17 protein-coding genes are annotated in these 23,951 nt (G+C 60.9%); 5 read left to right on the plus strand and 12 right to left on the minus strand.

All coding sequences use genetic code 11. The features are described from left to right. Nucleotides 1–182: 182 nt before the first annotated feature. The 3 genes from ACK3R5_RS18605 to ACK3R5_RS18615 all read right to left on the minus strand — a co-directional run bounded on the left by ACK3R5_RS18605 (nucleotide 183) and on the right by ACK3R5_RS18615 (nucleotide 6,269). Nucleotides 183–2,630: a hypothetical protein gene (locus ACK3R5_RS18605; protein ID WP_411968991.1), complete on the minus strand. Its 2,448-nt coding sequence runs from the start codon at nucleotides 2,628–2,630 to the stop codon at nucleotides 183–185. Nucleotides 2,631–2,971: 341 nt separating this feature from the next. Beyond that, the gene (locus ACK3R5_RS18610) at nucleotides 2,972–4,384 is read right to left on the minus strand and encodes a sulfatase (RefSeq protein ID WP_411968992.1); all 1,413 of its coding nucleotides are present in this window, start codon (nucleotides 4,382–4,384) and stop codon (nucleotides 2,972–2,974) included. A gap of 61 nt (nucleotides 4,385–4,445) precedes the next feature. Next, nucleotides 4,446–6,269, minus strand: a complete 1,824-nt coding sequence (locus ACK3R5_RS18615; protein WP_411968993.1) for a hypothetical protein — start codon at nucleotides 6,267–6,269, stop codon at nucleotides 4,446–4,448. A gap of 298 nt (nucleotides 6,270–6,567) precedes the next feature. Between ACK3R5_RS18615 and ACK3R5_RS18620 the strand changes: the two genes are divergently transcribed. Then, a complete protein-coding gene (locus tag ACK3R5_RS18620) occupies nucleotides 6,568–7,587 on the plus strand; it encodes a lipid II:glycine glycyltransferase FemX (RefSeq protein ID WP_411968994.1) in 1,020 nt (339 codons plus the stop codon). Between the two features lie 200 nt (nucleotides 7,588–7,787). Here the strand turns inward: ACK3R5_RS18620 and ACK3R5_RS18625 are convergent, their stop codons facing one another. From ACK3R5_RS18625 to ACK3R5_RS18650, 6 genes are all read right to left on the minus strand, one after another. Further along, on the minus strand, nucleotides 7,788–8,729 hold the full coding sequence (locus ACK3R5_RS18625; protein WP_411968995.1) for a DUF1616 domain-containing protein: 942 nt from the start codon (nucleotides 8,727–8,729) through the stop codon (nucleotides 7,788–7,790). 181 nt (nucleotides 8,730–8,910) lie between these two features. After that, entirely contained in the window at nucleotides 8,911–9,222 is a 312-nt protein-coding gene (locus tag ACK3R5_RS18630) for a winged helix-turn-helix domain-containing protein (RefSeq protein WP_411966234.1), read from the minus strand. A 743-nt stretch (nucleotides 9,223–9,965) separates the two neighbouring features. Continuing rightward, a complete protein-coding gene (locus tag ACK3R5_RS18635; RefSeq protein ID WP_411968996.1) occupies nucleotides 9,966–10,778 on the minus strand; it encodes an enoyl-CoA hydratase/isomerase family protein in 813 nt (270 codons plus the stop codon). Between the two features lie 77 nt (nucleotides 10,779–10,855). Next, a complete protein-coding gene (locus ACK3R5_RS18640; protein ID WP_411968997.1) occupies nucleotides 10,856–11,668 on the minus strand; it encodes a phosphatase PAP2 family protein in 813 nt (270 codons plus the stop codon). Then, nucleotides 11,665–13,509, minus strand: a complete 1,845-nt coding sequence (locus tag ACK3R5_RS18645; RefSeq protein ID WP_411968998.1) for an ABC transporter substrate-binding protein — start codon at nucleotides 13,507–13,509, stop codon at nucleotides 11,665–11,667. Before ACK3R5_RS18645 ends, ACK3R5_RS18640 begins: the two co-directional genes overlap by 4 nt. A gap of 73 nt (nucleotides 13,510–13,582) precedes the next feature. Continuing rightward, nucleotides 13,583–15,001, minus strand: a complete 1,419-nt coding sequence (locus ACK3R5_RS18650) for a hypothetical protein (RefSeq protein ID WP_411968999.1) — start codon at nucleotides 14,999–15,001, stop codon at nucleotides 13,583–13,585. Between the two features lie 141 nt (nucleotides 15,002–15,142). Between ACK3R5_RS18650 and ACK3R5_RS18655 the strand changes: the two genes are divergently transcribed. The 4 genes from ACK3R5_RS18655 (at nucleotide 15,143) to ACK3R5_RS18670 (ending at nucleotide 19,872) form a co-directional block, all read left to right on the plus strand. Continuing rightward, nucleotides 15,143–16,492, plus strand: coding sequence for an aryl-sulfate sulfotransferase (locus tag ACK3R5_RS18655; protein WP_411969000.1), 1,350 nt, complete (start codon nucleotides 15,143–15,145; stop codon nucleotides 16,490–16,492). After that, entirely contained in the window at nucleotides 16,489–18,357 is a 1,869-nt protein-coding gene (locus ACK3R5_RS18660) for an ArnT family glycosyltransferase (protein WP_411969001.1), read from the plus strand. The genes ACK3R5_RS18655 and ACK3R5_RS18660 overlap by 4 nt, the downstream gene beginning before the upstream one ends. Beyond that, nucleotides 18,297–18,899, plus strand: a complete 603-nt coding sequence (locus ACK3R5_RS18665; protein ID WP_411969002.1) for a SprT-like domain-containing protein — start codon at nucleotides 18,297–18,299, stop codon at nucleotides 18,897–18,899. The genes ACK3R5_RS18660 and ACK3R5_RS18665 overlap by 61 nt, the downstream gene beginning before the upstream one ends. Before the next feature lie 283 nt (nucleotides 18,900–19,182). After that, entirely contained in the window at nucleotides 19,183–19,872 is a 690-nt protein-coding gene (locus tag ACK3R5_RS18670) for a DUF1028 domain-containing protein (RefSeq protein WP_411969112.1), read from the plus strand. Between the two features lie 59 nt (nucleotides 19,873–19,931). Here the strand turns inward: ACK3R5_RS18670 and ACK3R5_RS18675 are convergent, their stop codons facing one another. Genes ACK3R5_RS18675 through ACK3R5_RS18685 form a run of 3 tightly spaced genes read right to left on the minus strand, consistent with a single transcriptional unit; the run spans nucleotide 19,932 to nucleotide 23,940 of the window. Next, nucleotides 19,932–22,085 carry a dipeptide ABC transporter ATP-binding protein gene (locus ACK3R5_RS18675; RefSeq protein WP_411969003.1) on the minus strand — a complete coding sequence of 718 codons (2,154 nt, stop codon included), beginning with the start codon at nucleotides 22,083–22,085 and terminating at the stop codon, nucleotides 19,932–19,934. Beyond that, on the minus strand, nucleotides 22,082–22,981 hold the full coding sequence (locus ACK3R5_RS18680) for an ABC transporter permease (protein ID WP_411966243.1): 900 nt from the start codon (nucleotides 22,979–22,981) through the stop codon (nucleotides 22,082–22,084). Before ACK3R5_RS18680 ends, ACK3R5_RS18675 begins: the two co-directional genes overlap by 4 nt. Continuing rightward, the gene (locus tag ACK3R5_RS18685) at nucleotides 22,981–23,940 is read right to left on the minus strand and encodes an ABC transporter permease (protein ID WP_411966244.1); all 960 of its coding nucleotides are present in this window, start codon (nucleotides 23,938–23,940) and stop codon (nucleotides 22,981–22,983) included. Before ACK3R5_RS18685 ends, ACK3R5_RS18680 begins: the two co-directional genes overlap by 1 nt. Nucleotides 23,941–23,951: the final 11 nt, after the last annotated feature.

A 23,951-nucleotide genomic window follows, 5' to 3' on the forward strand; every position in this document is an offset into this window, starting at 1 on the left:
TCGCAGTCGGCGTGTTCATGAAAACGAGGGGCACCTCAGGGCTTTGTTATAGGTGACTTACCCACCAGACAGTCCGACGATACCACGCAGGCAGTCGGTTTCGCACTGGCTCGGGCGGGTGAAAATGTGGTGGAGGGAAGTGACGGCAGAAGGAGCGGGGAGGTTAGGTCAGTGTGGGCGTGTTACCCGAGCGTGTCGGGGTCGACCTTCGAGTCGTCGAGGTAGACACGGGCGGGACCCTTGATGGAGAACGAGGTGATCTGACCGGTGAACTCGAACTCGTCGATACCGCGGCGGGTCGCACCGTTGACCTTCGAGCCGTGGACGTTGTCCTCGCCAGGGTCGTCAATCTGCTTGACGGAGCCACTGACGCTGAACTTGTAGTGCGCGAGGTCGTCCGTACCCATCCCGTCGATGGTGAGCTTGCTGACCGTCTCGACCGTCTCCGTGGAGTCGGTCGAGTCCGACGTGGAGTCGCCGAGCGTGGCCGGGTCGACTTCCTGCCCGTCGATCGTAATCTTCGCAGGCCCATCGATGCTGAACGAGGTGATTTCGCCAGTGTAGTCGAAGCTGTCGAGGCCACCACCGACTGCGCCGGTGACGGTGCTGCCACTGACGTTGTCCTCGCCGGGGTCGTCCGTCTGCTCGACGGAGCCACTGACGCTGAACTCGTAGTTCGTCAGTTCGTTACGGCCCTCACCGTCGATGACGAGTTCGTGCGTGGTGGTCGTCGAATCCGTGGAGTCCGTCGAGTCCGACGCGGAGTCGCCGAGCGTGGCCGGGTCGACTTCCTGCCCGTCGACGAAGACTGCCGCGGAGCCATCGAGACTGAACGAGGTGATTTCGCCAGTGTAGTCGAAGCTGTCGAGGCCGGCAGCGACTGCACCGGTGACGGTGCTGCCACTGACGTTGTCCTCGCCGGGGTCGTCCGTCTGCTCGACGGTGCCACTGACTGTGAACTCGTAGTTCGACAGTTCGGAACTACCCTCACCATCGATGACGAGTTGGTGCGTGGTCGAATCCGTCGTGGAGTCCGTCGAGTCATCCGTGGAGTCCGTCGAATCCGTCGAATCAGTCGAGTCCGTGGAATCAGTCGAATCCGTCGAGTCCGTGGAATCAGTCGAGTCCGTGGAGTCCGTCGAATCCGTCGAATCCGTCGAATCTGTGGAGTCCGTCGAGTCCGTCGAGTCCGTGGAATCAGTCGAATCGCCGGGGAGCGGACACGTACCCGACGTCTCGATACTCGACGTCTGGACGTTCGTATCGACTTCACGGACTTCCTGGCCGTCGACGTTGATGGTGGAGTTGCCGACGTAACAGTCAGACGCGTCGACGACGGTCACACCGTCGCGGTCCGACGCAGTCTGCTGGATACAGGTGTTCTCGATGGTCGTCCCCGGACGGTTGGAGACCTTGATGCTCTCGCGGTTTGCCGCACTGCCCGTAATCGAACAGTTCGTAACCGAGAGGTCCCACGGCTTGGGTGCCTTCGGGTAGTTGGACGCCTTGTCCTGTGGTCTGTAGCCGGTGATTGCACGCGACCCATTCCGGTCGATGATGAAGTAACAGTTGTCGACTTCGAGCCATCCACCCGTCTCGTCCAGGTCGAGTGCCTCGATGGTGTTGGGCGATTCGCGGACGATGAGGGTGCTGTTGCGGACGTAGCCACCGTTCTTCGTCCCGTCGAACTTCGTCTGCTTGGTCTCTATCCAGACACCACGCATCTTACGCGGCGTGCCGGGGTTGTTCGACTTGCTCATGTCGATTTCGATGAGCGCACCGTCGACGTAGGAGTTCGGTCCCATGAACCGGACCTGCGCGACGTCGTTGTTACGGTAGATGCCACCCTCGATCTGGATGTCACCGTCGTTCCGCGTGGCGTAGACACCGTTGTTCGCCATCTCTTCGAGGTGGCAGTTAATGAGCTTCAGCGTCCCGTGGTGACCGGGCGTCGCCTGAATCCCACCGGCACTGTTACGGTACTCACCGAGGACACCACCGTCTTTCGCCACGAAGTTCTCGATGACCGAAAGCCCATCGGGGTCGTGGACGTCACAGAGGACGTGCTGGTCGAGACGGTGGTCTGCCGCGGGTGCGCGTCCGACAATCTCGACGTTCCGAATCTGTGAGTTGGTCTCACAGAGGAGCTTCATGTTCCCGAAGGCACCACTCGCAGTCTGGTCGATGGTGAATCCTTCGAAGAGGACGTTACGGCCACCCTTGTTGAGGAACACCGTCACCTCGTGGTTGGACGGAATCTTGAGCGTTGCACCGTCTTCTGCAATCATACCCACGTTGGAGGGGCCGCCTGGGTAGATGTCGTTCGCAATCTTGTAGGTTCCCTTCGGGAACTTGATGAGCGTGCCGTCGGTCAGACGACTCTCGATTGCACTGGAACAGTCGGAGTTACCCGAGGTGTCACAGAAGTCTGCTGCGTTCAGTACTCGGTCGAACGTGATTCCACGTACGGTCTGGGCGGCGGCGGCGTTCTCGACAACTGCACCGGTCGCACCGGCGGCACCGAGTGCGACACCGGCCATACGGAGGTACGACCTGCGGCCGAGTTCTGTAACGCTGGAAGGCTGATTACTGGTTTGGTTGCGTTCGTTCTGGTCGGGGTCCTTCTGCATACTCGGTTCAAAGAAACTTGAATAAATAACAGATTTGACCACATTTGAAGCAATTACACCAAATTTATGCTTCGATTAAGTGTATTTGGTGGACATTTGTTAACCAGAAGGATGTGCTTATCGTGTGCGGTGGTCGCGAGATAGTTATCAGATACCCTCGCACGGAGCGCAGAAAGTGTGACAGATAGAGACTATACGCAAGATAGACTGGTGAATTTTCGTGAATGTCTGCAAAACTTGTGGTTCTTCGATATCCGGGGCCGAAACCGCGAAAGCGAACAGTGGCGATTACAAATCAGACCGACCAGACGGAGAAACGGCCGGGGCGACGAACGGTGTCGTCAGTCGACGAGATACCCGAGGTCAGCGAGTTGGTCGCGCATCTCGTCGGTGAACCGGCCTTTCTGCCGTTGGTCGGTTACGGGTTTCCCCTCTGTCTCGAACCACTCGACGAGTGTCTCGTGCAGGTCGGACGCGACGACTGGGTACTCGTCGGAGACGTCCGAAGACTCGTCGGGAAGGCGGAACAGTTCGGTTCCGTCGTCACTGTGTTCGTACTTGAACTCCGGCGTGAAGAGCGCGGTGAGCGTCGAGTCGGGGAACTTCGACGCGTCGAACTCGGGGTTGAGTTCGAGGAGTTTCTCGACGTTCTGTCGGCAGCGGTCCGCGCCACGCTGGACGACTGCGAAGTCGCGGTGGTCGGTTCTGAGGTCGATACCCTGTGTTCCCTCGGTGGGCGCACCGGCCATCGCGAGGAGCGTCGTCATAACGTCGGCGTGCTGTACTAGTTCTCCTTCGTACGCGAGCGCGGAGTCTAACCCGTGGGTGACGAGCGGGACGTGCGAGACTGCCTCGTTCGTGACGAGTTGGTGGGCCAGAAGGCCGCTCTCGCCGAACAGTTCACCGTGGTCAGCCGTGATGACGAAGATGGTGTGTCCGATGTCGAGCGATTGGACCGTCTCGAACAGTTCACCGACGAACTCGTCGGCGTGCGCGATTTCACCGTCGTAGAGTGCCCTCAGTGCCTCCCACTCCTCCGCTGTGAACGGACTACTCGCGGCCATGTGTTCGTAGAGGTTCTCGTGGTGGTCCAGTCCGATTGCCTCGATTTCGTCTATCGAGAGTCCGGTTTCGGTGGCGAACTGCTTCAGGTAGCGTTTCGGAGGGAAATACGGGTGGTGTGGCCCACCGTAGTGGAGATACAGAAACATCGGGTCCGACTTCGTCTGTCGGTCTTCGAGCCATCGAGTCGCCAACTCGTTGAGCATGTAATCGGTCCCGTGTTTTCGGGTGTCGAGCGTCAACCCCCCACCGTGGGTTCGGATGTTGCGGACGTACGAGAGAATCGTCTTGAGTCCGACGGACTCACGGAGGGTCGACTTACTGAGCCAGACGAACTCGTCGAATCCCCTGTCGAGGCCGGTGGCAGAGCTCAGGTGTGAGTTCGGAGAGATGCAGGCCGTATCGTAGCCCGCCTCCTTGAATCGCTCTGCAACCGTCGGCAACACTGATGGGATGGCGTCGCCGGTCATCCCCGCACCGTGGTGAGAGGGGTACGTAGCTGTGAGAATAGACGCAGAAGACGCGAGCGTCCAGATTCCATGTGAGTAACACTGCGAGAAGTACCGTCCACCCTCGCTGTCTGCGATTCGTTGGACGTTCGGCGTCGTCTCTCGGTCGTAGCCACCCATCGTCGTGTGGTCTGCCCGCGTACTCTCTAACGTAATCCAGACGATATTCGGACGCTCAGTCATAGCTCTGGAGCGACATTCGCTCGTTTACAGGATAGTTATAATTCGCATACTCTCACCGGCGTCATCCGGACGACGCTTCGTCGGGTTCGTCGCCGTTTATGGCGCGCTCGTCGACGAAGTAGAGCGTGAAGTCACCGTTGGAGACCACCTGATTGACTCCCACTCGTGCATCGAGAGAGTCGAACTCTGCTCGCGTGTATCGAAGTTCTTTGTACGCCTCTATCTCGCGTTCGCGGTCGTATTCGGTTATCGCGAGATAGCCACTCCTCGCAAACGTCGTGTTGAGCGTGTCTATCTCGCGCGAGGGGACCGAGCGGTCGTAGGCGTCACGGGGTGTCTCCTCTGTACCGAAGATAGCGTCGTTGTACCGCCACGGTCCCTGTCTGACCGCCGCGACTTCGAGGTCAGCCTCGTGGAGTTCGAACGTCTGTCCGTAGCCGTCTAACTCCGCCTGTGTGACGTGCTGGTTCGGTTGATAGATGTACGGCGACGGGAACGCAGTGGCGAGTGCTGCTGGCAGTAGCAACAACAGCAACACCGCGACGGTGACGTGGGTCGCCCGAATCCCGACTCCGGACGCGAGTCGAGGTAATCCGAGGGCGATAGCCACCGACCCGACTGCAGTCGCTATCAACATGAGGTAGCCGAAGAGTCTGAAGTGAAGCTCGCCGATGTCGCCGAGGATGTAGACGGCGACGAACGGAAGCGTCCCGAGCGCACCGAGCGCGAGATACTGCACCTTCGCACCGGTCTCCGGTTCGGCGTCGAGACGGTGTCGCAAGACTGCCAGGACGAGGATACCCGTCAGAACCACGTAGACGGACCCGACGAGGAACACTTTCGCGAATATCTCGGGGAGACTGGCCCCGATTGCCGAAAGAGACGCGCCTTGTGCAACCGTACTCCCTCCGGCAGTCGGGGGCGCCCCACTGAGGTAGCCTTCGGCCGCTCGACCGACTGCGTTGAGTGTACTCCAGAACGCGTCTCGTCGACTCGTCCACAGGAGGAAGGCGAGCGCGAGGATTCCGGTCTGGGCGTACGTCGTTTTGTGGTTCCGAATCGGACTCTCCCAGTTACGCCGCCGTGCGACCACCTGGATCACCGACGCGAGGAACAGGAGGACGAACAAGTTGAGTGCCTGCATCGGGTGGTACAACACTGTCGCCACCCCGACGAGGACGAGCAACGCACCGAACGACGTGACGCGGAATCTCGACCCATTCGTATCTGCGCGCGTCAAGTACAGCAGGAACAGGTAGATTCCAAGTGAGGAAAAGAGCATGGCCTGGCTGAACGTGTGCGGTGCCAGATGCGTGCTGATGGTGTTGATGGGGAGCAAGAGGAACGCCGAGAACGAAGCGACGACGATAGTATCCTCTCGCGGGAAGATTTCGAACGCGATTAGCGGGACGATGGCGAACGTGAGCGCGACGAACAGGAGCACGACGAACATCAGCGACCGTTCGGGAGAGAACCCGGTGACGTCAGTGAGAAGAACCGCAAACGAGTGGATGCCGGGATAGAGCAGTTCGCTGATGGCCGCCTCACCGTCGATGACGTCCCGAACCCATCCGAGGTGCGTGAGTGAATCCCCAGCACCGATATAGTAGTACCCACGGATGAGTGGAAGCGCCGCAATCGAAAAGACGCTCATCCCGCCGAGCAGGAGTGACAGTGGCCGAACGTCGCTATCGCCGAATATCGAGATTACGAGCGCTGCGGTGACGGCGACGCCGACGAAAATCCAGTAGGCAAGCGGGGTGTTCAGATACAACGAGAGTTCGTACGAAGTTGCGGGAGAGATGTATGCCGACCCAATCGCGAGGAGGAACGCCGAAAACCCCACGAGCAAGCCCAACTGACTTCTTGTTCCGTTGGAGGCCATAACTGGTGCTTCAAACGATATCTAGAAGTATTGTTATGGATAACCAACCACGCTCAGAACCGCGTGACAATACGTTATCGACTGCCAACCACGCCGGGGACCGTTCTCGGTTGTCGACCAATCATCGACGCATCACACGAGGAGTGTCTGCCTGCCCAGAGTCGACAGTTTCGGCAAAGTCTCGTGAGAACCCCATAGAAGGCCCACAGAGCGCGTCTCACGGGGGAACGAGGGTCACGCTCGCTGATAAGAAGATTATAACAAAGCGGTCAGGGTGTGGACTTTTAGTCTACAGACAATGAGCATCGAGATTAGGTATGCGACCGACGAAGACATCGACAAGTGGGACGACTACGTCGAGCAGTCCCCCAACGGAAATTTGTTTCATCAGTATGCTGCGCTCGAAGTCCAGGCGAAACACGCCAACGCAGAACTCTATCCTCTCATCGGATTCAAGGGACAGGAAGTAGTCGGTCTCTTTCCGGTCTTCAACATCACGAAGGGGCCGATACAGACGGTGTTCTCTCCGCCACCCGAACTTCGCGTCGCATACCTCGGTCCGGCCCTTCTCAACATGGGCCACATGAAGCAACGAAAACGAGAGAGCCGACATCACGAGTTCATCGACAACTGCTTCGAGTGGATACAAAACGAGATACGGCCCCAGTATACCCACATTCGCCTCGATGGGACGCACGACGACCTGCGGGCGTTCACGTGGAACGACTTCGACATCTCACCGTCGTACACCTATCACGTCGACCTCACTGCCGGTGAGGAGGACGTCCTAATGAGTTTCAGTAGCGACGCCAGAGCGAACATTCGAAACGCCCCGGAGGACTCCTTTACCATCGAAGAAGGTGGTCTCGAAGAGATAGAACTCATCATCGAGCAGGTCACGGACCGATACGAGAATCAGGGAATCTCGTTCCGTACCTCGGCCGAGTTCGTCAAGGACCTCTACACGAACCTCCCGGCGGGACAGATTCGCCCGTACACGCTTCGGGTCGACGGCGACTTCGTCGGCGGGATTCTTGTCACCGACTACAAAGGCATGGTGTCGCGGTGGCAAGGTGGCGTCAGAACCGACATCGACGTCGACATCGCGGTCAACGACCTGCTCGACTGGCACGTGATGAGCGACGCCATAGAACGTGACCGTGAAACGTACGACCTCGTGGGTGCCGACAACCGGCGCATCAACAGGTATAAATCGAAGTTCAACCCGTCACTCGTCCCCTTCTACAGTCTCGAACGCAGTGAACCGGGAATCGGAAAACTCGCACACATCTACAAGTCTATCAGACAGCGTGCCTAGGCGTTCGCTCTTCGTGCGGTGACTTCTCGTGCGGTGATTTCTCTGTTTTGTCTTCGTCGGTTTCCACGTGTTTTCGAGACGGGAGTCTCAGAGCGGAAGACACCCTGAATGGGAGCGTCGTCAGATGGAACGTCGTCGGATTCGGGATAGTCGTCGAACAGAGAGAAGAAAAAAAGGAACGCGGGAGTACGCGGCCGAACTCAGTTGTCGACCCAGACGAACGTCGACTGGTAAGCGCTCTCGGTGTCGGCGTTGTCGGGTGCATCACCCTCGTAGAGGAGGTAGACGAGTCGGAGGTCGGACCCAGTCATCTCGGGGCTGAGTTCGGGGTTGGTCGACCACGTCTCCCCAGGTGCGACTTCCGACGAGACGCGTGCCAACTCCTCGTATTCGACGACAGAGGCCGAACCGGACGACGTCTCGACACGCTGTAACTGGACGACGAGCGTGTATCGAGTCACCTCTCGTTCGTGGTTGGTCACGGTGGCGTATATCTCGGAGTTGCCTGCCGACAGCGTGTCGGGGTACCCCGAGGCGACGAACTCACCGTTCGACTGCTGAGTCACCAACGAGAGGTTCGTATAGGTCTCTCCGTAGTTCGGAACGGCGAGTGCTGCGCCGAGTCCGACCACCGAGAGAACGACGACTACTGCGAGAGCGACGTTCAGGGCTCGGTTCGTACCCGTTGCAGGCCACACCTTCGTGGGGAAGCTGTACCGTTCAGGTTTCGGGAGTTGCAGACGGCGGTACACACCGAGCAATAGGCCAACGCCCACACCCACTGCCAGGAGGGTGACGACGCTGACTGCACCGCCGTCTGGCACTATGCTTAAGTAGAGAACGCCGAACAGCGGGACCAGTGCGAGACTGGTACCGAACGACAGCACGATACGCTCGACGAACGTCACGCCCGCAAGGTTCCGATTAGACGTCGCCAGCGAGGGGCGCGAAACTCTCGTTTCAGCAGAACTGTACGGGAACAAGACGAGGAGGAGTGCGTAACCCGGGAGAAAGACGAGAAGCGGAATGCCGAACACTGCACGGACAACGACGGAATCGACGTACAGCACCGACATGGAAGCACCGACGAGAATCACGAAGCCTGCCAACACGTCGGCCTGTGACTCTCCGAGGGCTCGCACGACCCTGTTGTCTTTCACTATCGGTAATTCTACCATGCGTAATGATGCTATAGTAACCACTTTGTTGTTGAGTGGCTGATTCGGGGGATATTTGCACTTAGGAGGCGGTTAACCGTCCAATAAAGCTAGGAATTGTAGCGGACAGGAGGGCGAAGAATCGGGTTGGTGGCGGGCGGCGTCGTCACACGAGTTCCTGTGATTGGATAACCTCCCACGACTGCTCACCGTCTTCGGTGAGTCCGTAGACGCGACCCTTCTTTCGGTCTTCGGGGACGAGAAGTTCGACCTGTCCGCGCTTCCGAAGTCGCTGGATAGAACGCGAGATGTTCGCGACGTGGCGGTCCGTGTCGGACGCGATGCGAGTCGGCGTCGCGGGGCCATCAGCGAGTCGCTCGAGGACGGTCAGACGGTACTGGGAACTGATTGCGTAGCTGACCATGTCCCAATCGATCTCGTCGTTCGTATCAGATTTGTTCTCTTGCTTGCTAGCCATTAATCAGATTAACAGCCAGATAATTACATAAGTACTTCGGTGGCAATTTATTCAGCATTTCGTGAACGTCTCCAAATCATATACATCTTACAACTAACAAATCATTAAATGCACGCACAAAATTAACACCTTAGTTACAACAAATTATACAGGCAATTTCTCATTTAGACTCACATTTATCGAGACAGTCTCTGTTCAATCGGCACACAGCACGACGTTCGAGACTGGCCGGACGTCGCGACGTTCGTAATACATTGACACTCTATATTACTATCTCACAAATATAGCAACGAAGATATATTCAATTTATCATCCGGGTTACGACAGAATTGACACTCGAACGTCACGACTGACCAGCGAGGAGAATCGAACTGAATCGGCAGTCTTGCTACGTCAACACGTGGCACTGTTTAATCTCAACACAAAACAGAACGTCTCCGGATAGAATATTCGAACCACCCGCATCTAACAGAGACTCACGACGAGCAGAGAATCACGGGCACAGACGCCGACGCAGAAAATCCGCCGCTCACCGAGTTATTTTGTATAGCGACATACACTTTATCCAATATCAGCTTCAAATTCGCCATGTTTTGCTAAACATCGTTGTCTGTGTAGGACAACGAGGTGAGCGATATAGATAGAGTTGTAACAGTATCCAGAATTCAGTCGATGTGCCACGATTTCTGGAAGGACACTCGCACGCTGAGTGAGTTACTCCTCTCGAGATTCGGTGAGGGGACTCACTCACCTGGCCACTCGTCCGCACCCAGGGGGTCACCGTCGAGGAACGCACCAATCCCTTCGTGAGCGTCACGCGTCGTACAGAGTTCGGCGAACCGTTCGTTCGAATAGTCCAACGCGTCGTCGTAGTCGCGTTCTGCCATCTCGTAGAACGCCTCTTTCCCCATCTGGACGGCCACGGGACTCTTCGACGCGATGGTCTCCGCGAGTTCGACTGCGGCCGCGACGTGGTCGCCGTCGGGGACGACGCGGTTGACCAGTCCCCACTCGGCGGCAGTCTCGGCATCGATCAAGTCGCCGGTCAGGAGCAGTTCGAGACAGCGCTTCCGTGTGACAGACGACAACAGCGGAACCGCAGGGCCCATACAGAAGAGGCCGACTTTGGGCGCAGTCGCTCCCATCCGAGTCCCCTCAGCGACGACTGCCAAATCACAGGCCGCGAGGAGGCCGATTCCGTTCGCCGCGGCGTGGCCGTGGACGGCAGCGACGACCGGTGTCCGCATCTTCGTGAGCGTCCGAAACGGTTCTTCCATCACCGCGACCCAAGCCTCGTACTCGTCTTTGGTCTCGAAGTCGGCGTGTTCGGTCAGGTCGATGCCGGCAGAGAACGCCTTCCCCGCCCCATCGACGACGATGGCTCTGACAGCGTCCATCTCGGCGAACGAAGTGAGTGCGTCGTCGAGTTCTGCCGCGAGGTCAGTACTAAACGTGTTCAACGACGCCGGCCGGTCGAGTGTAATCCGGCCCACGTACCCATCTCGGCTGGTTTCGATAGTCGTCCACGCTGGTGTGTCTGTACTCTCGGGTGTCATGTCTCCACGGTTCGCCGACTGGTGTGTTAAGTGTCACCGTGAGGCGCTTCGCGGACGAAGTGGCTACAGACACTCGCCTAGGCGTCCGTGGTTCGGCGTTCGATGACCCACGTTCCGAGGGCGACGCTCACGACACCGAGAACGACGCCGAATACGACGTCGGCCGCCCAGTGAATTCCGAGGTACATCGTGGCGAAGGCGACAGTACTCGCGAGGAGCGGTGCGACGAGCGCCCAGACGGGATACGTCCGGTACGTCGAGATAGCGACGATGGCTGCCGTCACCGACAACGAGGTGTGGAGCGACGGGAAGACGTTGGTGTTTACGTTCACTTCGCCGGTGAGTATCTGCGTCTGCGGGTACGTGCTGTAGAGCAGTGATTCGACCTGTCCGGGTAAGAGGTTGCGTGGCCCGTACGAGACAAACAGGATGTAGCACGTCAGTCCGATGGCGTAGTTCGCCGCGTACGCCACGGCGGTGAGTTCGAGCGGTCGCCTGTCGTCCGAAAAGAGGTAGGCGACGAACGGAAACGTGAGCAAGAAGACGTAACCCGAGAGGTACACCGCCGAAAGGACTGCGGTGAGCGTCGGGGTTCGAACCGACTGGACGTGATGGACGAAATCGCCTTCGACGGCGTAGATGAGACCTGTCACGTTCCACCCGAGTGCCCACGATACATCGGGCCCGAAGTCACGAGCGACTTTGTTCACGACGAGGACCAACCCGAGCAAGCCCAGATACGGGGCCGCCTCGCGGAGACGGTCACGGAGCGTCCCGACTCCCGTCCGCAACCGTGACGGACCCACGATGCCGACGGTGGCGACGACGAGTCCGACTGCCGCACCGCCGAGCACCTGGACCAACACAGAGACGAGTGGCGAGACGTTCATTCTTCCACCAGCAGATTCGACTCGGGCGAATACGTGTACCCGGCGTCCTCGAACAGCGCACGCGCGCTGTCGATGTCGAGGGTGCCCGTACCGCGAGTGCCGACGAATCCGCGTTCGCCGACGGCCCGTTCCCACGTGTAGCCCTGTGGGGCGAACGCCGTCGTCCCGAGTATGGAGACGACGTCCGTCGCGTCGCCGTCGAAGAGGTACGAGGTTAGGAACCGACGGTCGACGAGTCGCGCAATCGCCCGTCTGAACCGCGGGTTCGTAAACGGGGCGCGGCGGAGGTTGTAGCCGACGTGATAGCACCACTGCGACTGGTGGGCACCGACGTCGAGCGTGCTCGTTGAGCGAGCCACGTCCGTTGCGTCGGGTGACAACGGGTTCGCCGTCGCATCGGCAGTTCCACTCTTGAGGAGTTCGACAGCAGCGCCATCTGACGGGACCACCCTGAATTCGAGTGAGTCGAACGAGAATCCCCCCTCGAACCGCGCGAGTGGTTCCTCGACGGACTCACCCGAGAGGAAGTGTGACTCGAACGGTTCCATCGAAATCGACTTCCGAAGAGCGGTTCCCGTGACTCGGAGCGGGCCACTCCCGACCGGGGAGAGGTTGTCTCGGACGAGCGCTTCGGTGACCGGCCCAGCGTTCGGTACAGGCATGGTCGTCGGCCGGGCGTGCGGTTCCCACACGTGTTTCGGGAGTAGTGGAACCGTCAACGCGCGTGCAGCGACTGGTTCGTCGACGTCTTCGAACCGGATGGACAGTTCGCGGTCCGACCGAACGCTGACACCGTCGACCAGCGACGCACGGCCACGGTAGCGTGGCGACGGAACGGGTTGGTCGAACGACCCAAGCGACGTATCGGCGAGGAATTCGAACGTGAACGCGACGTCTTCGGCAGTCAGGTCGTGGCCGTCGTGCCACGTCAGGTCGTCACGGAGCCGAACTTCGAGCGTCGACGCATCGCCGTCGCGCCACCGCCAAGACTCGGCCATCCACGGACGGACCCGACCGCCGAACGACCTCCCGAGGGAGTCGTAGAGGAGTCTGATGATTGTCCCATCGGAGCGAAAGGGAACAGACAACGGGTTCAGGTTCTCTGTCGGACGCGCATCGGTGGTCGTTATCCTGAGCTTCGTCTTCGACGGCGGCGTAGTCGTCGCAGTCGTCCGCGTCTGCCCGGCGTCTGGCGTCGTCGATTCGACAGTGTCCACCGACGCCGGTTCGTCTCCGGCAGGTCGGGCCGCCAGATAGGCTGGAACACTGTGAATGGGTGTTCCAGACGGCCACTCGACTCGCTCTGGACGCGTTGCCCTGAACGTGTTCGGGACGCAAATCGGCGTGAACGGTTGGGCTTCGACGAGTTTCCGTTGGATATCTTCGAGGGTCGCCGCCCGGACCGGACCAGCCTCCGTTCGTTGTCGTTCGAGAAGCGAGTCGACCGACAGGTCGCTGTATCCGAACGGGTTTTGCCACCCCGCATCTGGGGCGAACCGAGAATGCAAGAGTGAGTAGAGGAAGTCCGGGTCCTGCCGGAGCGGGTATCTGTAGACGTACATGTCGAAGTCCTGGTTCAAAAGGACCGAGCGAAGGAGTTCCTCGCGACTCATCGGAACGACAGTCGCACCGATACCGACCTGCTGGAGACGCGTCGAGAGATACCGGGCGAGTTTGGTCACTGCGGCGTCCGCATCGGCAGGGACCGTCTTTATCTTCAGCGAGAGCTGTCGTGTTTCGTCGCGCGAGACGGCCGACTCGAACTGCCTGAGACAACCGCTCGTCAGGCCGGCCGTGGCGAGCGCCAGAAGCGACCGTCTATGGAGTCGTGGAGATGACATCGTCGAGTGGAGGGCGAGGTGTCTAGCTCTCTCTCAACGTACGATAGACGTTATTACACGGGCCCTAATCCGGTCAGATACCGAGAAAGAGCGGCCACAGAAGGAGGCCAACCCACAGGCTTACTGCCGCTGGAAGCGTAATCCATCGGGTTCTTCGGTCGGAGGACCGACGCATTCCGACGACGGAAAGCCAGCCGAGCGAGACGAGCACGAGGAATCTGTGGAGAACGATATCGATGGGGACGACACCGATGTCGATGAGCGCAAAGTCGACGACCAGACCGATTCCGTACCCGACGAACGAGACGGCGAACCACAGTTCCGCAGAGAGGTCCCGGGGGATTCGGAGCGCGACGTACGGGGGCGCGAGCGCGAAGAACGGGTAGAGAACTCCCGCGATGACCTTCGGGTGGTTCGGGATGTGGCCTTCGAGAAAGAGGCTCGCCGACCGGACGAAAACCGGAATCGCGACGAGCACGACGAGGAGGACGAGCGTCCGCTGGTATCTCGGGTCTGCCAGTCTGGACCACCGCAAGCGTTCGATAGCGGCACCCACAGTCTCCCGACTGACCACCGCCGCAACGCCGCCCCCGACACCGGCGACGACGAAGAAGAGTGGTGAGAGAGCGTCAGTCTCGCCCTCTGACGGTCCAAGGAGCGGTTCGGGACCGTCCGGTCCGACGTTCGCCGTAGACGTCGTGGCCTCGCGCTGTTGGGTTTCGGGCAGTGTATCAGACACGAGTTGTCGAGGGGCGAGTTGGACGACAGACACCCATCCGTCGGAGTCGATGATGCCGCCGTTGGCGAACCGTTCGCGTCTGACCTCGACGACGGTCGGTTGCCCCAACAGGTCGCGTTCGACGGCGTGCTGCGGTCCGGAGAGACTCGTCACGGTGTGTCTGAGACGGAACCAGTCCCAGTAGTCGCGGTGGGCCTGAATCGCCGTCCACGAGTCACCGGGTCTGCCGCCGCCGTACAATCTGAGGTGAATCCGACTGCCGAAGTAAGTCCCGTCGTGAAGTTGCATCGATTCGTCTATCCAGATTCCGTTGGACTCACCGACGTCGACGTACGTGTATCGGTCGGCCCCCGTCGCCGACCCCCATGGCGTTCCCACACGGCTTTCTGGGACCTGTTCGCCCGCCGCAGATTCCCACGACTCGTTCGTCTGGTCCCACTTCGCGTCGTGCGAATAGAGGAGCAGCGACCGGACTCGCGCAGGATTCCCTTCGACGACGACGTTTATCGGAAGCGTCAACGTGTCGAACGACCGTGCCCTGCTGGTGAACGGCCACAATCGGTCTTGGCCGTCACCGACGGGGATGAGTTCGACGTGTCTGGCTTCCTCCACTCCGTCGGGTTCGGCCACGTCCCCGTCTAACAAGTCGTTCGGGACACCGACGAGACCGGTCGACTGGGCGCCCGCGACCAACACGAAGACGACGATAACGACGGCGAGAATCCCCCCGATCCGCCCACCCCGAGGTTGCATCGTACAGAACCACAGCGGGTCTAAGACCCTAATTATTCCGTTGTTAAGGTGGGCTCCCGTTCGGGTTCAGTTTAGCCGCCGGTCGCCGTGGATATTTAGCGTCCGGGTAGTTAGACCCAAAGCCGACCGAGTGGGGACGAGATGGTCGAGCGAAGGCACGTTCGAGTCACAGCGGCAGTCGTCCTGCTCGTCTGCGCGGGCCTCGTGGGTGGTGCGTACGCCACTCGTTCGACGCCCACTGTCACCGACGCTGCCGACGGCGATGGCCGTGTCCCCGCGGCAAACGGGACGACAGTCGTCGCAACCGATTCGAATACGTGGTTAGGAAAAGCGGCCGATGGCCCGCGGGCGAACGCCGAGATCGTCGCGTTCGACGCGAGTGGGAGCGTCGTCTACTACGACGACTCGCACACTCGATACTGGGACGTAGACCCCGTGGAGGGGACTGACGCGACTGTCGAGTATCTCTATGCCGACCACCTCACGCCCGAGGCGTGTGGTGGCGAGTCCGTCTGTACCGAAAACGGTATCGAGCGTGTGAACCTGACGACGGGAACCGTCGAACCCGTCTACAGTCGCGTGACGCCGGGAAAACATTCGACGCGGTGGCACGACGCCGATAGAGTGACCAACGATTCGTACGTCGTCGCCGACATCGCCGCCGACCGAGTGTTCGTGGTGAATACGACCACAGAACTCGTCACGTGGTCGTGGGACGCGCAATCTGCGTTCGACCCGGCGACGACGGGTGGGCCCTACCCCGGCGACTGGACCCACCTCAACGACGTGGAACTCCTCTCGAACGGTCTCGTTCAGGTCAGTCTCCGGAATCACGACCGAGTCGTCTACCTCGACAGAGAGAGTGGCCTCGTCGCCGAGAGAACGCTCGGAAACGGGTCACACGAGATTATCTACGAGCAGCACAACCCCGATTACATCGAAAACGCCGGGGGCGACGACGCCGTCCTCGTGGCGGACTCCGAGAACAACCGACTCGTCGAGTATCGCCGAAGTGGTGGGACGTGGACTCGGTCGTGGGTCTGGCAGGACGACCAACTCCAGTGGCCCCGTGATGCGGACCGTCTTCCGAACGGGCACACACTCGTCACCGACTCGAACGGCAACCGAGTCTTCGAACTCGACGAGACGGGTGACGTCGTCTGGAGCGTCCCCATCGCGTTCCCGTACGAAGCAGAACGACTGGGGACCGGCGACGAGAGTCACGGTGGACAACCCGCACACGAACTCTCACTCGAAAACCGAACCGCGAGTACGGGAGGCAGTGCTGACGACGGGTCGGCGTCAGCGATACTGCCCGGTCCGATGGTCAACGCCGTCTACTACGTCCTCCCGCAGTGGATGAGTGTCCCCACGCTCGCCGTGGCGTGTCTCGGTTCCCTCGTGGCACTCGTGTGGGGCGCACTCGAACTTCGATGGCTTCCGTACAGCGTCACTGTGAGCAACCCCGTTTCGATTCGGAGACGACCATGAGAGAGAACCCGGCCGACACGAACGCCGGGGAGACACCGGGGCGAGACGAGGCAGTCGGCACCTCCGCCTGGGTGAAGAGTCCCGAACCCAGTCGCACCGGACTCGACCCGGTCGAATCCGGCCGCCCAGCAAGCGCACCCAGTGGCGTGTCCGACCTGGGCCGCGACAGCCACGTCTGGTTCGGGTTCGCACTCGTCGCCGGCGTCGTCGTCTCCACCATCTACCTGCTGACGCACCAGTACCCCGCATACGGCGCCGGCCTCTACCTCGAAGTCGCGTCGCAGATTCGGGCCCACGAGTACACCCTCCCGGCAACGGTCCCTTACTACACGGACGGGATTCCCCTCGCGTATCCCCCGCTTCAGTTCTTCGTCGTCGCAGTCCTCACCGACATCGGCATCTCGGGGATGACCGTCAGTCGGTACCTGCCGGCGCTCGTCACCGTGCTCTACCTCGTTCCCTACTACGGAATCGCCGAACGCCTCCTCCCGACGCGGCGACAGGCAGGAGTCGCAACCATCATCTTCGCCGTCACGCCGCCGGTCCTCCAGTGGCACCTCTCGGCGGGTGGCATCGTCCGCGCGTCGGCGTTCCTGCTCGCGCTCTGTGGCATCTACGCGGGAACGCGAATATTCGTAGACGAGGCGTGGCGGTGGACCAGTTTCGGCGCGGTCTGTTTCGCGCTCACCATCCTCTCGCACCCGGTGTACACCGTCTTCTTCGGCGTCAGTTGGCTGGTGTTGTTCGCGGCGTTCGACCGGTCGGTTCGGGGCCTGCTCGGTGGCGCCCTCGTCGCCGTCGGAGGTGTCGTCATGTCGGCACCGTGGTGGTGGGAAGTCGCCTCACGCCACGGGTGGAGCGTTTTCACCAGCGCCGCGGGGAGTCACAGCGGTATCGCAGGTGGCGTCGGCCGTCTCCTCGACCAGTTCGTCTACCCGTTCGACCCGACTATCGTCACGATATTCTTCGTCGCGAGTTTCGCCGCTGCCGCCGTCCTCGTCGCGCGGAAACAGTACGTCCTCCCGATGTGGCTGGTCGTCCTCGCGTACACGCTCGGCAAAGAACGGTTCCAGTTCGTCCCCGGCGCCATGATGATTTCGACAGTGTTGTTCGGCGTCGTCGTCCCACGGGTGTCCGAGGAACTTCGCGGGACACTCGACACCCGGCAGTCGATGGCTGTCGTCGCGACTGTCGTCATCGTCCTCGTGACGGCCATCGGCGGGTTCTACGCGGGGAGCGCGCTCGGGTCGGCACACCACGGCAGTCCGAGTCTGCCACCGTTCATGGACGACGACGACAGAGAAGCCATGCAGTGGGCCGAAGCGAACACCGCCCCCAACGCGACGTTCGTCGTGCTCTCGGACGCGGCAGAGTGGTTCCCGTACTACACCGACCGTTCTATCCTCGTCGGCCCGTGGGGTGCCGAATGGGAGAGTCCGGAACAGTACTACGACCAGTTGTCGGCGTTCAAGAACTCGAGTACCTGTGAGAACGCCAGTTGTGTCTCGCGTTCGATGGCGTCTGTCGGGGCCGAACCCGACTACCTGTACGTCCCGCGCGGAGCGTACACCGTCCGGGGAATCGAAGAAGACGGAATCGCACGACTCCACGCGTCGCTCGAAGAGAGTCCGGGATACGTACAACTCTATCACAACGACGGTGTCGTCGTGTATCGCGTCACGTCGGCAGCAGTCACGGACACCGAGACGAACACGCCGAACGCGTCGCAGATTCGCAACGAGAGTCTATCGGTCGTCGTGAACAAAACATCCATGACCCTCTCTTCCGAACCACAGGTCGAACCGTGGCACGCGAGGACAACAGCGGTCCGGAGTACGACGCCATCGAGACGCACGGCGAGTTGATACGCTGGTCACGTGCGTATTGCGCTCGCGCCGTCTCCGAGTACGGGTTCGACGTGGAGTTGGCGCGAGTCGAGTGGGAGGTTTCCACCCGTTCGAAACGGCGAGCGGCCGCAGTGAAGACACCACAACTAGAGGACGCCTCCGTCGGCGAACCCAGAGACTGGTCCGAACGGCCGTCGAACGGGGTGGCGACAGACGGCGTCCCGTCCTGTACGATGTCACTCTCGTGGCGGGCGTTCGACAAGTTCGGCCGAGACGAGTGGACCGAGACGCTCCGACACGAACTCGTCCACGTCGAACAGTTCCAGACGTTCGGGACCACCGACCACGGCCCCGCGTTCAGACGACGAGCCAACTCGGTCGACGCACCCGTCCACGTCCGTCGGTTCACCGACCCGAAGTACGTCCTCTCCTGTACCGACTGCGGTGACGACGTAGCCTACCGATACCGCACGTGCAAACTCGTCCGGCAGTCGTCTGCCTACCGGTCGTCGTGCTGTGGGGCGGCCCTCACGTGTAGACGGCCGGCGGAAGAAGAATGACCGGCAATGGAATGTTCGACACCGCGAGAAGTAGTACGTATTTCTCAAATTTCGAAAGTCCAAAATCGAGGGCCTCTCCGGCATTACAGTCCAACGTCCATCGACGGTTGCTGTCGGTTTTATATTCAATTAAGTTACAGGTTCACCAGTAACCAAAATACAACAAACAGCCAGTTTTCTGCCCCCAATACAGTCAATCCGACGATACATTCGTGACGAAAGGGAATCGAGTGGGTGGTCTATTTATCGGGTCGTTGCGACGGTGTGCGTGAGTAACAGAGCCATGCGACACGCACCCGGAACCTTCTCCATAGCGGCCCGCGACCCGGATACGAGCACCTTCGGTGCGGCGGTGACGACGGGAACCGTCGCCGTCGGCGCGACGTGTCCGTACGTCAGCGCCACCGCAGCAGTCGTCACGCAGTCGTACACCAACACGAATCACGGCAGGGACGCCGTCGCACGTACCGACGAGGGTGAGCGTCTCGACGACGTACTCGACGAGCGACTGTCGGCCGACGAGAACGCTGACTATCGACAGGTCCACGGTGTCGGACGCGACAGCGAGTTCACCTTCACCGGCGACGAGTGTGTCGCGTGGGCCGGCCACCGCGTCGGCGACGACTACACCGTTGGAGGGAACATGCTCGCCGGGAGCGACGTCGTCGACGCCACGGCCGAAGCCTACGAATCCACCGACGGCGACATGGCCGAGCGACTCGTCTCGGCGCTCGAAGCGGGCGAGTCCGCCGGGGGCGACGACAGAGGTGAGATGAGCGCGGCGATTCTCGTCCACGCACCCGACCCGGAGTTCTACCACAACCTTCGCGTCGACCTGTCTGCCGACCCAGTGTCCGACCTGCGAGCGTTACTGACCGAGGCTCGGCGGGCGAAAGACCAGATTCGGTCGGAGACGGACGACCTGTTTTCCGAATATCCCGACGAGATTCTGAACTTCGGCGTCAAGTACTGAAACGGGGCGTTCCCACCGAAAAAAGGGGTTCGTGGGGTGCCTCTGAAGGCGTTCGTGCCTCAGTCTGAATCTGCCGTGCTGGTCTCTGTCCGCTTCGACGGCGTGATGAACGACTCGCGTTCGCTCATCTCTTCGTCCGACAGGTGACACGAGATGTAATGTCCAGTCTCGTCCATCGCTTCGAGTTCCGGGAACTCCGTCTCACAGACGTCGCCTATCTTCTTGGGACAGCGAGTCTGGAACGGACATCCCGAGGGCGGGTTGATGGGACTCGGGACGCTCCCTTCGAGGAGGATACGGTCGGTCTGTCGGTTCGGATTCGCGTGCGGAACCGCCGAGAGGAGACTCTCGGTGTAGGGGTGGAACGGCGGCGAGAACACGTCGTCGATGTTCCCGAACTCCGCGATCTTCCCGAGGTACATCACGGCGACGCGGTCACAGATGTGCCGGACGACGCCGATGTTGTGCGAGATGAACAGGTACGAGATGTTCTCGTCGGCCTGAATCTCGTTGAGCAGGTTGAGAATCTGCGCCTGCACACTCACGTCGAGCGCCGAGACGGGTTCGTCACAGACGATGAGTTTCGGTTCGACGGCGAGGGCGTGCGCGATGGCGACACGCTGTTGTTGGCCGCCGGAGAACTCGTGAGGGTACTTACTCGCCGCCTGCCGTGAGAGGCCGACGCGTTCGAGCAAGTCGCCGACACGCTCGCGCTTCTCTTCCCCCGACGCGATGTCGTGTTTCTCCATCGCACGGCCGACGATTTGCCCGACGGTCTTCCGGGGGTTGAGCGAACTCTGCGGGTCCTGGAATATCATCTGCATCTCGCGGCGCAGACTCCGGACCTCACCGGAACCGAGTTCGTGGAGCGGTTGCCCCTCGAAGTACACCTCGCCTTCGGTCGGTTCGAGGAGTCGGAGTGCGGTCCGCGCGACGGTGGACTTCCCACACCCGGATTCGCCGACCAAACCGACGGTTTCGCCGGGGTAGACGTCGAAACTCACGTCGTCGACGGCCTTGACGTATCGGCGTTCGATGCTCGGTAGGCCACCGCCGTCGAACGAGAGGTGGACGTTACCGAAGACGCCCTCGCCCGCGCTGAAGTGCTTCTTCAGGTTGCGAACCTCGAACAGCGGGTCGCCGCTGCGGTCGATATCGGAGCGCCCGACTCCGACGTCGGGAACCGTGCTCTCCGAGAGGTCCAGGTCGTCGGCGTGGATACACGCCGCGCGCGACGTGGAATCACCGACGCTGTCGAGCGTCGGGTCGCCACCGCTCCGACACGCCTCCGTCGCGTTCGGACACCGGGGTGCGAAGTTACACCCACTCGGGAGGTTTCCGAGGTCCGGCATCGCGCCGTCGAGCGTCGGCAGTTCGTCGTAGTCGGTGTCGACTTCCGGAATCGAGTCGATGAGGGCACGCGTGTATGGGTGTCGCGGACGGTCGAACAGGTCTCCGAGTTCGGCCGTCTCGACGAGGTTCCCGGCGTACATCACGCCGACGTGGTCACACGTCTGGGCGACGACGCCGAGGTTGTGCGTAATCATCAGGACGGCAGTCCCTTCGCGCTCTTGCATCTCGTTGAGCAGGTCGAGAATCTTCGCCTGCGTCGTCACGTCGAGTGCCGTCGTCGGTTCGTCGGCGACGATGAGGTCCGGTTCACACGAAAAGCCGATAGCGACGAGGACGCGCTGGCGCATCCCGCCGGAGAACTCGTGTGGGTAGTCGTCGATGCGTTCTGCCGCGTCGGGGATGCCGACTTCGGCCATCGACTCGATGGCGAGTTCGCGCGCTTCGCTCTTCGAGACGTCCTGGTGACGGCGAATCGTCTCGGTGATTTGCTGGCCGACGGTCATCACCGGGTTGAGCGACGACATCGGGTCCTGCGGAATCATCGCGATGCGGTTGCCACGGATGTCACGCATCTCTGCGTCCGTCTTCTGGAGCAGGTCTTCGCCGTCGAAGACGACCTGTCCCCCAGTTATCTCGCCCGGCGAGTCGATGAGACGCATGATGGACCGCGCCGTGACGGACTTCCCCGCGCCAGACTCCCCGACGAGACCCATCGTCTCGCCGCGGTCCAGCGAGAACGACACCTCGTTGGAGGCGACGATTGGCCCGTCGTCGGTGCGGAACTCGGTTCTGAGACCCCGGACGTCGAGGAGGGGGCCGTCGTCCTGTTCAGCGTCGGTCACTGTGGTGTTCACGCTCATTCTATCGCCTCCACCTTCGGGTCGAGGACGTCACGGAGGCCGTCACCCAGCATGTTGAACCCGACGACGGCGATACCGATAGCCAGTGCGGGGAAGATGAGCATCCACGGGGCCGTCTCCATGAATCCGCGACCGGTGTTGATCATCAGCCCCCACGACGGTTTCGGCGGTTGCGCGCCGAGGCCGAGGAACGAGAGACTCGCCTCCGCGAGGATGGCAAAGGAGACGTTCAACGACCCCTGGACCAACATGGGCGCAGTACAGTTCGGGAAGACTTCGCTGAAGATGATGCGCGGTTCGCTCTCCCCGCGAGCGATGGCCGATTCGACGTACGCTTCGTTGCGCTCGGCCAGCGCCGCACTCCGCGAGACGCGGGCGATGTACGGCGTGTAGACGAACGCCAACGCGATGATGACGTTCGTCAACTCCGGCCCGAGGACGACGAGGAGCGTCAGTGCGAGGAGCACCGGCGGGAACGCCATCGCGGCGTCCATCACCCGCATGAGTATCTCGTCGGTGAGGCCACCGGTGTATCCGGCGACGACGCCGATGACGGACCCGACGCCGAGTGCGACGCCGATAGCGCCGAACCCGACACGTAACGAGATGCGACTGCCCATCACGACGCGACTGAAGATGTCACGGCCCAGGTCGTCGGTCCCGAAGGGATGTTCGACCGAGGGGGCCTGCGAACGGTCTTCGATGTTCGTCTGGTCGATTGGGTACGGTGCGATGAGCGGTGCGAAGATAGCGACCAACACCAGCAGTACCACGATGGTAAAGCCGAGCATCGCCTTCGTGTTGTTCCGGAACTTCCGGACGAACCGGGCGATGCGTTCGCGCTGCGACTGGGAGATGAGCGGTTGCCGCTCTTCGGTCTCCTGTTCGGTCGCCATCAGTCGTCACCTCCGTAGCGGATACGCGGGTCGAAGTACGCGTACAGCAGGTCTGCGGCGAAGTTCGAGAACATGTAGATGAGTGCGACCACGACGATACACCCCTGGATGAGGGGGATGTCGCGGCTCTGGATTGCGGTCAGCGTCAACCGGCCGATGCCGGGCCAGAAGAACACCTCTTCTAACACGACGACCCCGCCGAACGCGTAACTGAACTGGAACGCGATGACCGTGATGACGGGGATGATTGCGTTCTTGAGCGCGTGCCGGAGGACGATGACGCGTTGGCTCATGCCCTTGGCACGTGCGAGGTTGATGTACTCCTCGCTCAACACTTCCAGCATGGACGACCGAGTCATCCGCATGATGTAGGCGGTGAGTGCGAAACCCATCGCCCCGGCAGGCAAGACGAGTCGGGTGAACGACTCGACGAGGTCCTCACTCGGTGAGACGTACCCACCGGTCGGAAAGAGGTTGAGCCAGACGGCGAAGACGAGGATGAACACCAGCCCCCACAGGAAGATGGGCATCGAGATGCCGACGAACGCGAACATCGACGCCGTCACGTCGGGCGCCTCGTTCTGGTTGATAGCAGCGTAGATGCCGAGGGGAATCGACAGCACGACGGCGACGAACGTCGCGGCGAACGCGAGCATCAGCGAGCGTGGCAGACGCTCGGCGATGAGTTGCGCCACGGGTTCGCCGAACCGAAGTGACTCGCCCATGTCCCCTTGGAGAAGCCCGACCACCCAGTCGATGTACTGTACGTACAGCGGGCGGTTGAGTCCCAGTTGGGTCTGGAGCGCTTCGAGCGACTGTTCGGTCGCGTTCGGGCCCAAGATGAGCAGGGCCACGTCACCGGGAAGGATGTTGGTGACGGCGAAGGCGATGAGCGTGACGAAGAACAGCGTCACCGCCATGAAGCCGACGCGCCGAACGACGTAGTTGTACATCGACATTGTGTGAGATG

Origin of the sequence: Haloferax sp. YSSS75 (genome assembly GCF_046764215.1) — an archaeon.
Classification (GTDB): domain Archaea; phylum Halobacteriota; class Halobacteria; order Halobacteriales; family Haloferacaceae; genus Haloferax.

Excerpts from the sequence above, each read along its gene's own strand:
- ACK3R5_RS18605 (WP_411968991.1), bottom strand. The coding sequence starts at position 2,630 with ATGCAGAAGGACCCCGACCAGAACGAACGCAACCAAACCAGTAATCAG.
- ACK3R5_RS18610 (WP_411968992.1), bottom strand. The coding sequence starts at position 4,384 with ATGACTGAGCGTCCGAATATCGTCTGGATTACGTTAGAGAGTACGCGG.
- ACK3R5_RS18615 (WP_411968993.1), bottom strand. The coding sequence starts at position 6,269 with ATGGCCTCCAACGGAACAAGAAGTCAGTTGGGCTTGCTCGTGGGGTTT.
- ACK3R5_RS18620 (WP_411968994.1), top strand. The coding sequence starts at position 6,568 with ATGAGCATCGAGATTAGGTATGCGACCGACGAAGACATCGACAAGTGG.
- ACK3R5_RS18630 (WP_411966234.1), bottom strand. The coding sequence starts at position 9,222 with ATGGCTAGCAAGCAAGAGAACAAATCTGATACGAACGACGAGATCGAT.
- ACK3R5_RS18635 (WP_411968996.1), bottom strand. The coding sequence starts at position 10,778 with ATGACACCCGAGAGTACAGACACACCAGCGTGGACGACTATCGAAACC.
- ACK3R5_RS18640 (WP_411968997.1), bottom strand. The coding sequence starts at position 11,668 with ATGAACGTCTCGCCACTCGTCTCTGTGTTGGTCCAGGTGCTCGGCGGT.
- ACK3R5_RS18645 (WP_411968998.1), bottom strand. The coding sequence starts at position 13,509 with ATGTCATCTCCACGACTCCATAGACGGTCGCTTCTGGCGCTCGCCACG.
- ACK3R5_RS18650 (WP_411968999.1), bottom strand. The coding sequence starts at position 15,001 with ATGCAACCTCGGGGTGGGCGGATCGGGGGGATTCTCGCCGTCGTTATC.
- ACK3R5_RS18655 (WP_411969000.1), top strand. The coding sequence starts at position 15,143 with ATGGTCGAGCGAAGGCACGTTCGAGTCACAGCGGCAGTCGTCCTGCTC.
- ACK3R5_RS18660 (WP_411969001.1), top strand. The coding sequence starts at position 16,489 with ATGAGAGAGAACCCGGCCGACACGAACGCCGGGGAGACACCGGGGCGA.
- ACK3R5_RS18670 (WP_411969112.1), top strand. The coding sequence starts at position 19,183 with ATGCGACACGCACCCGGAACCTTCTCCATAGCGGCCCGCGACCCGGAT.
- ACK3R5_RS18675 (WP_411969003.1), bottom strand. The coding sequence starts at position 22,085 with ATGAGCGTGAACACCACAGTGACCGACGCTGAACAGGACGACGGCCCC.
- ACK3R5_RS18680 (WP_411966243.1), bottom strand. The coding sequence starts at position 22,981 with ATGGCGACCGAACAGGAGACCGAAGAGCGGCAACCGCTCATCTCCCAG.
- ACK3R5_RS18685 (WP_411966244.1), bottom strand. The coding sequence starts at position 23,940 with ATGTCGATGTACAACTACGTCGTTCGGCGCGTCGGCTTCATGGCGGTG.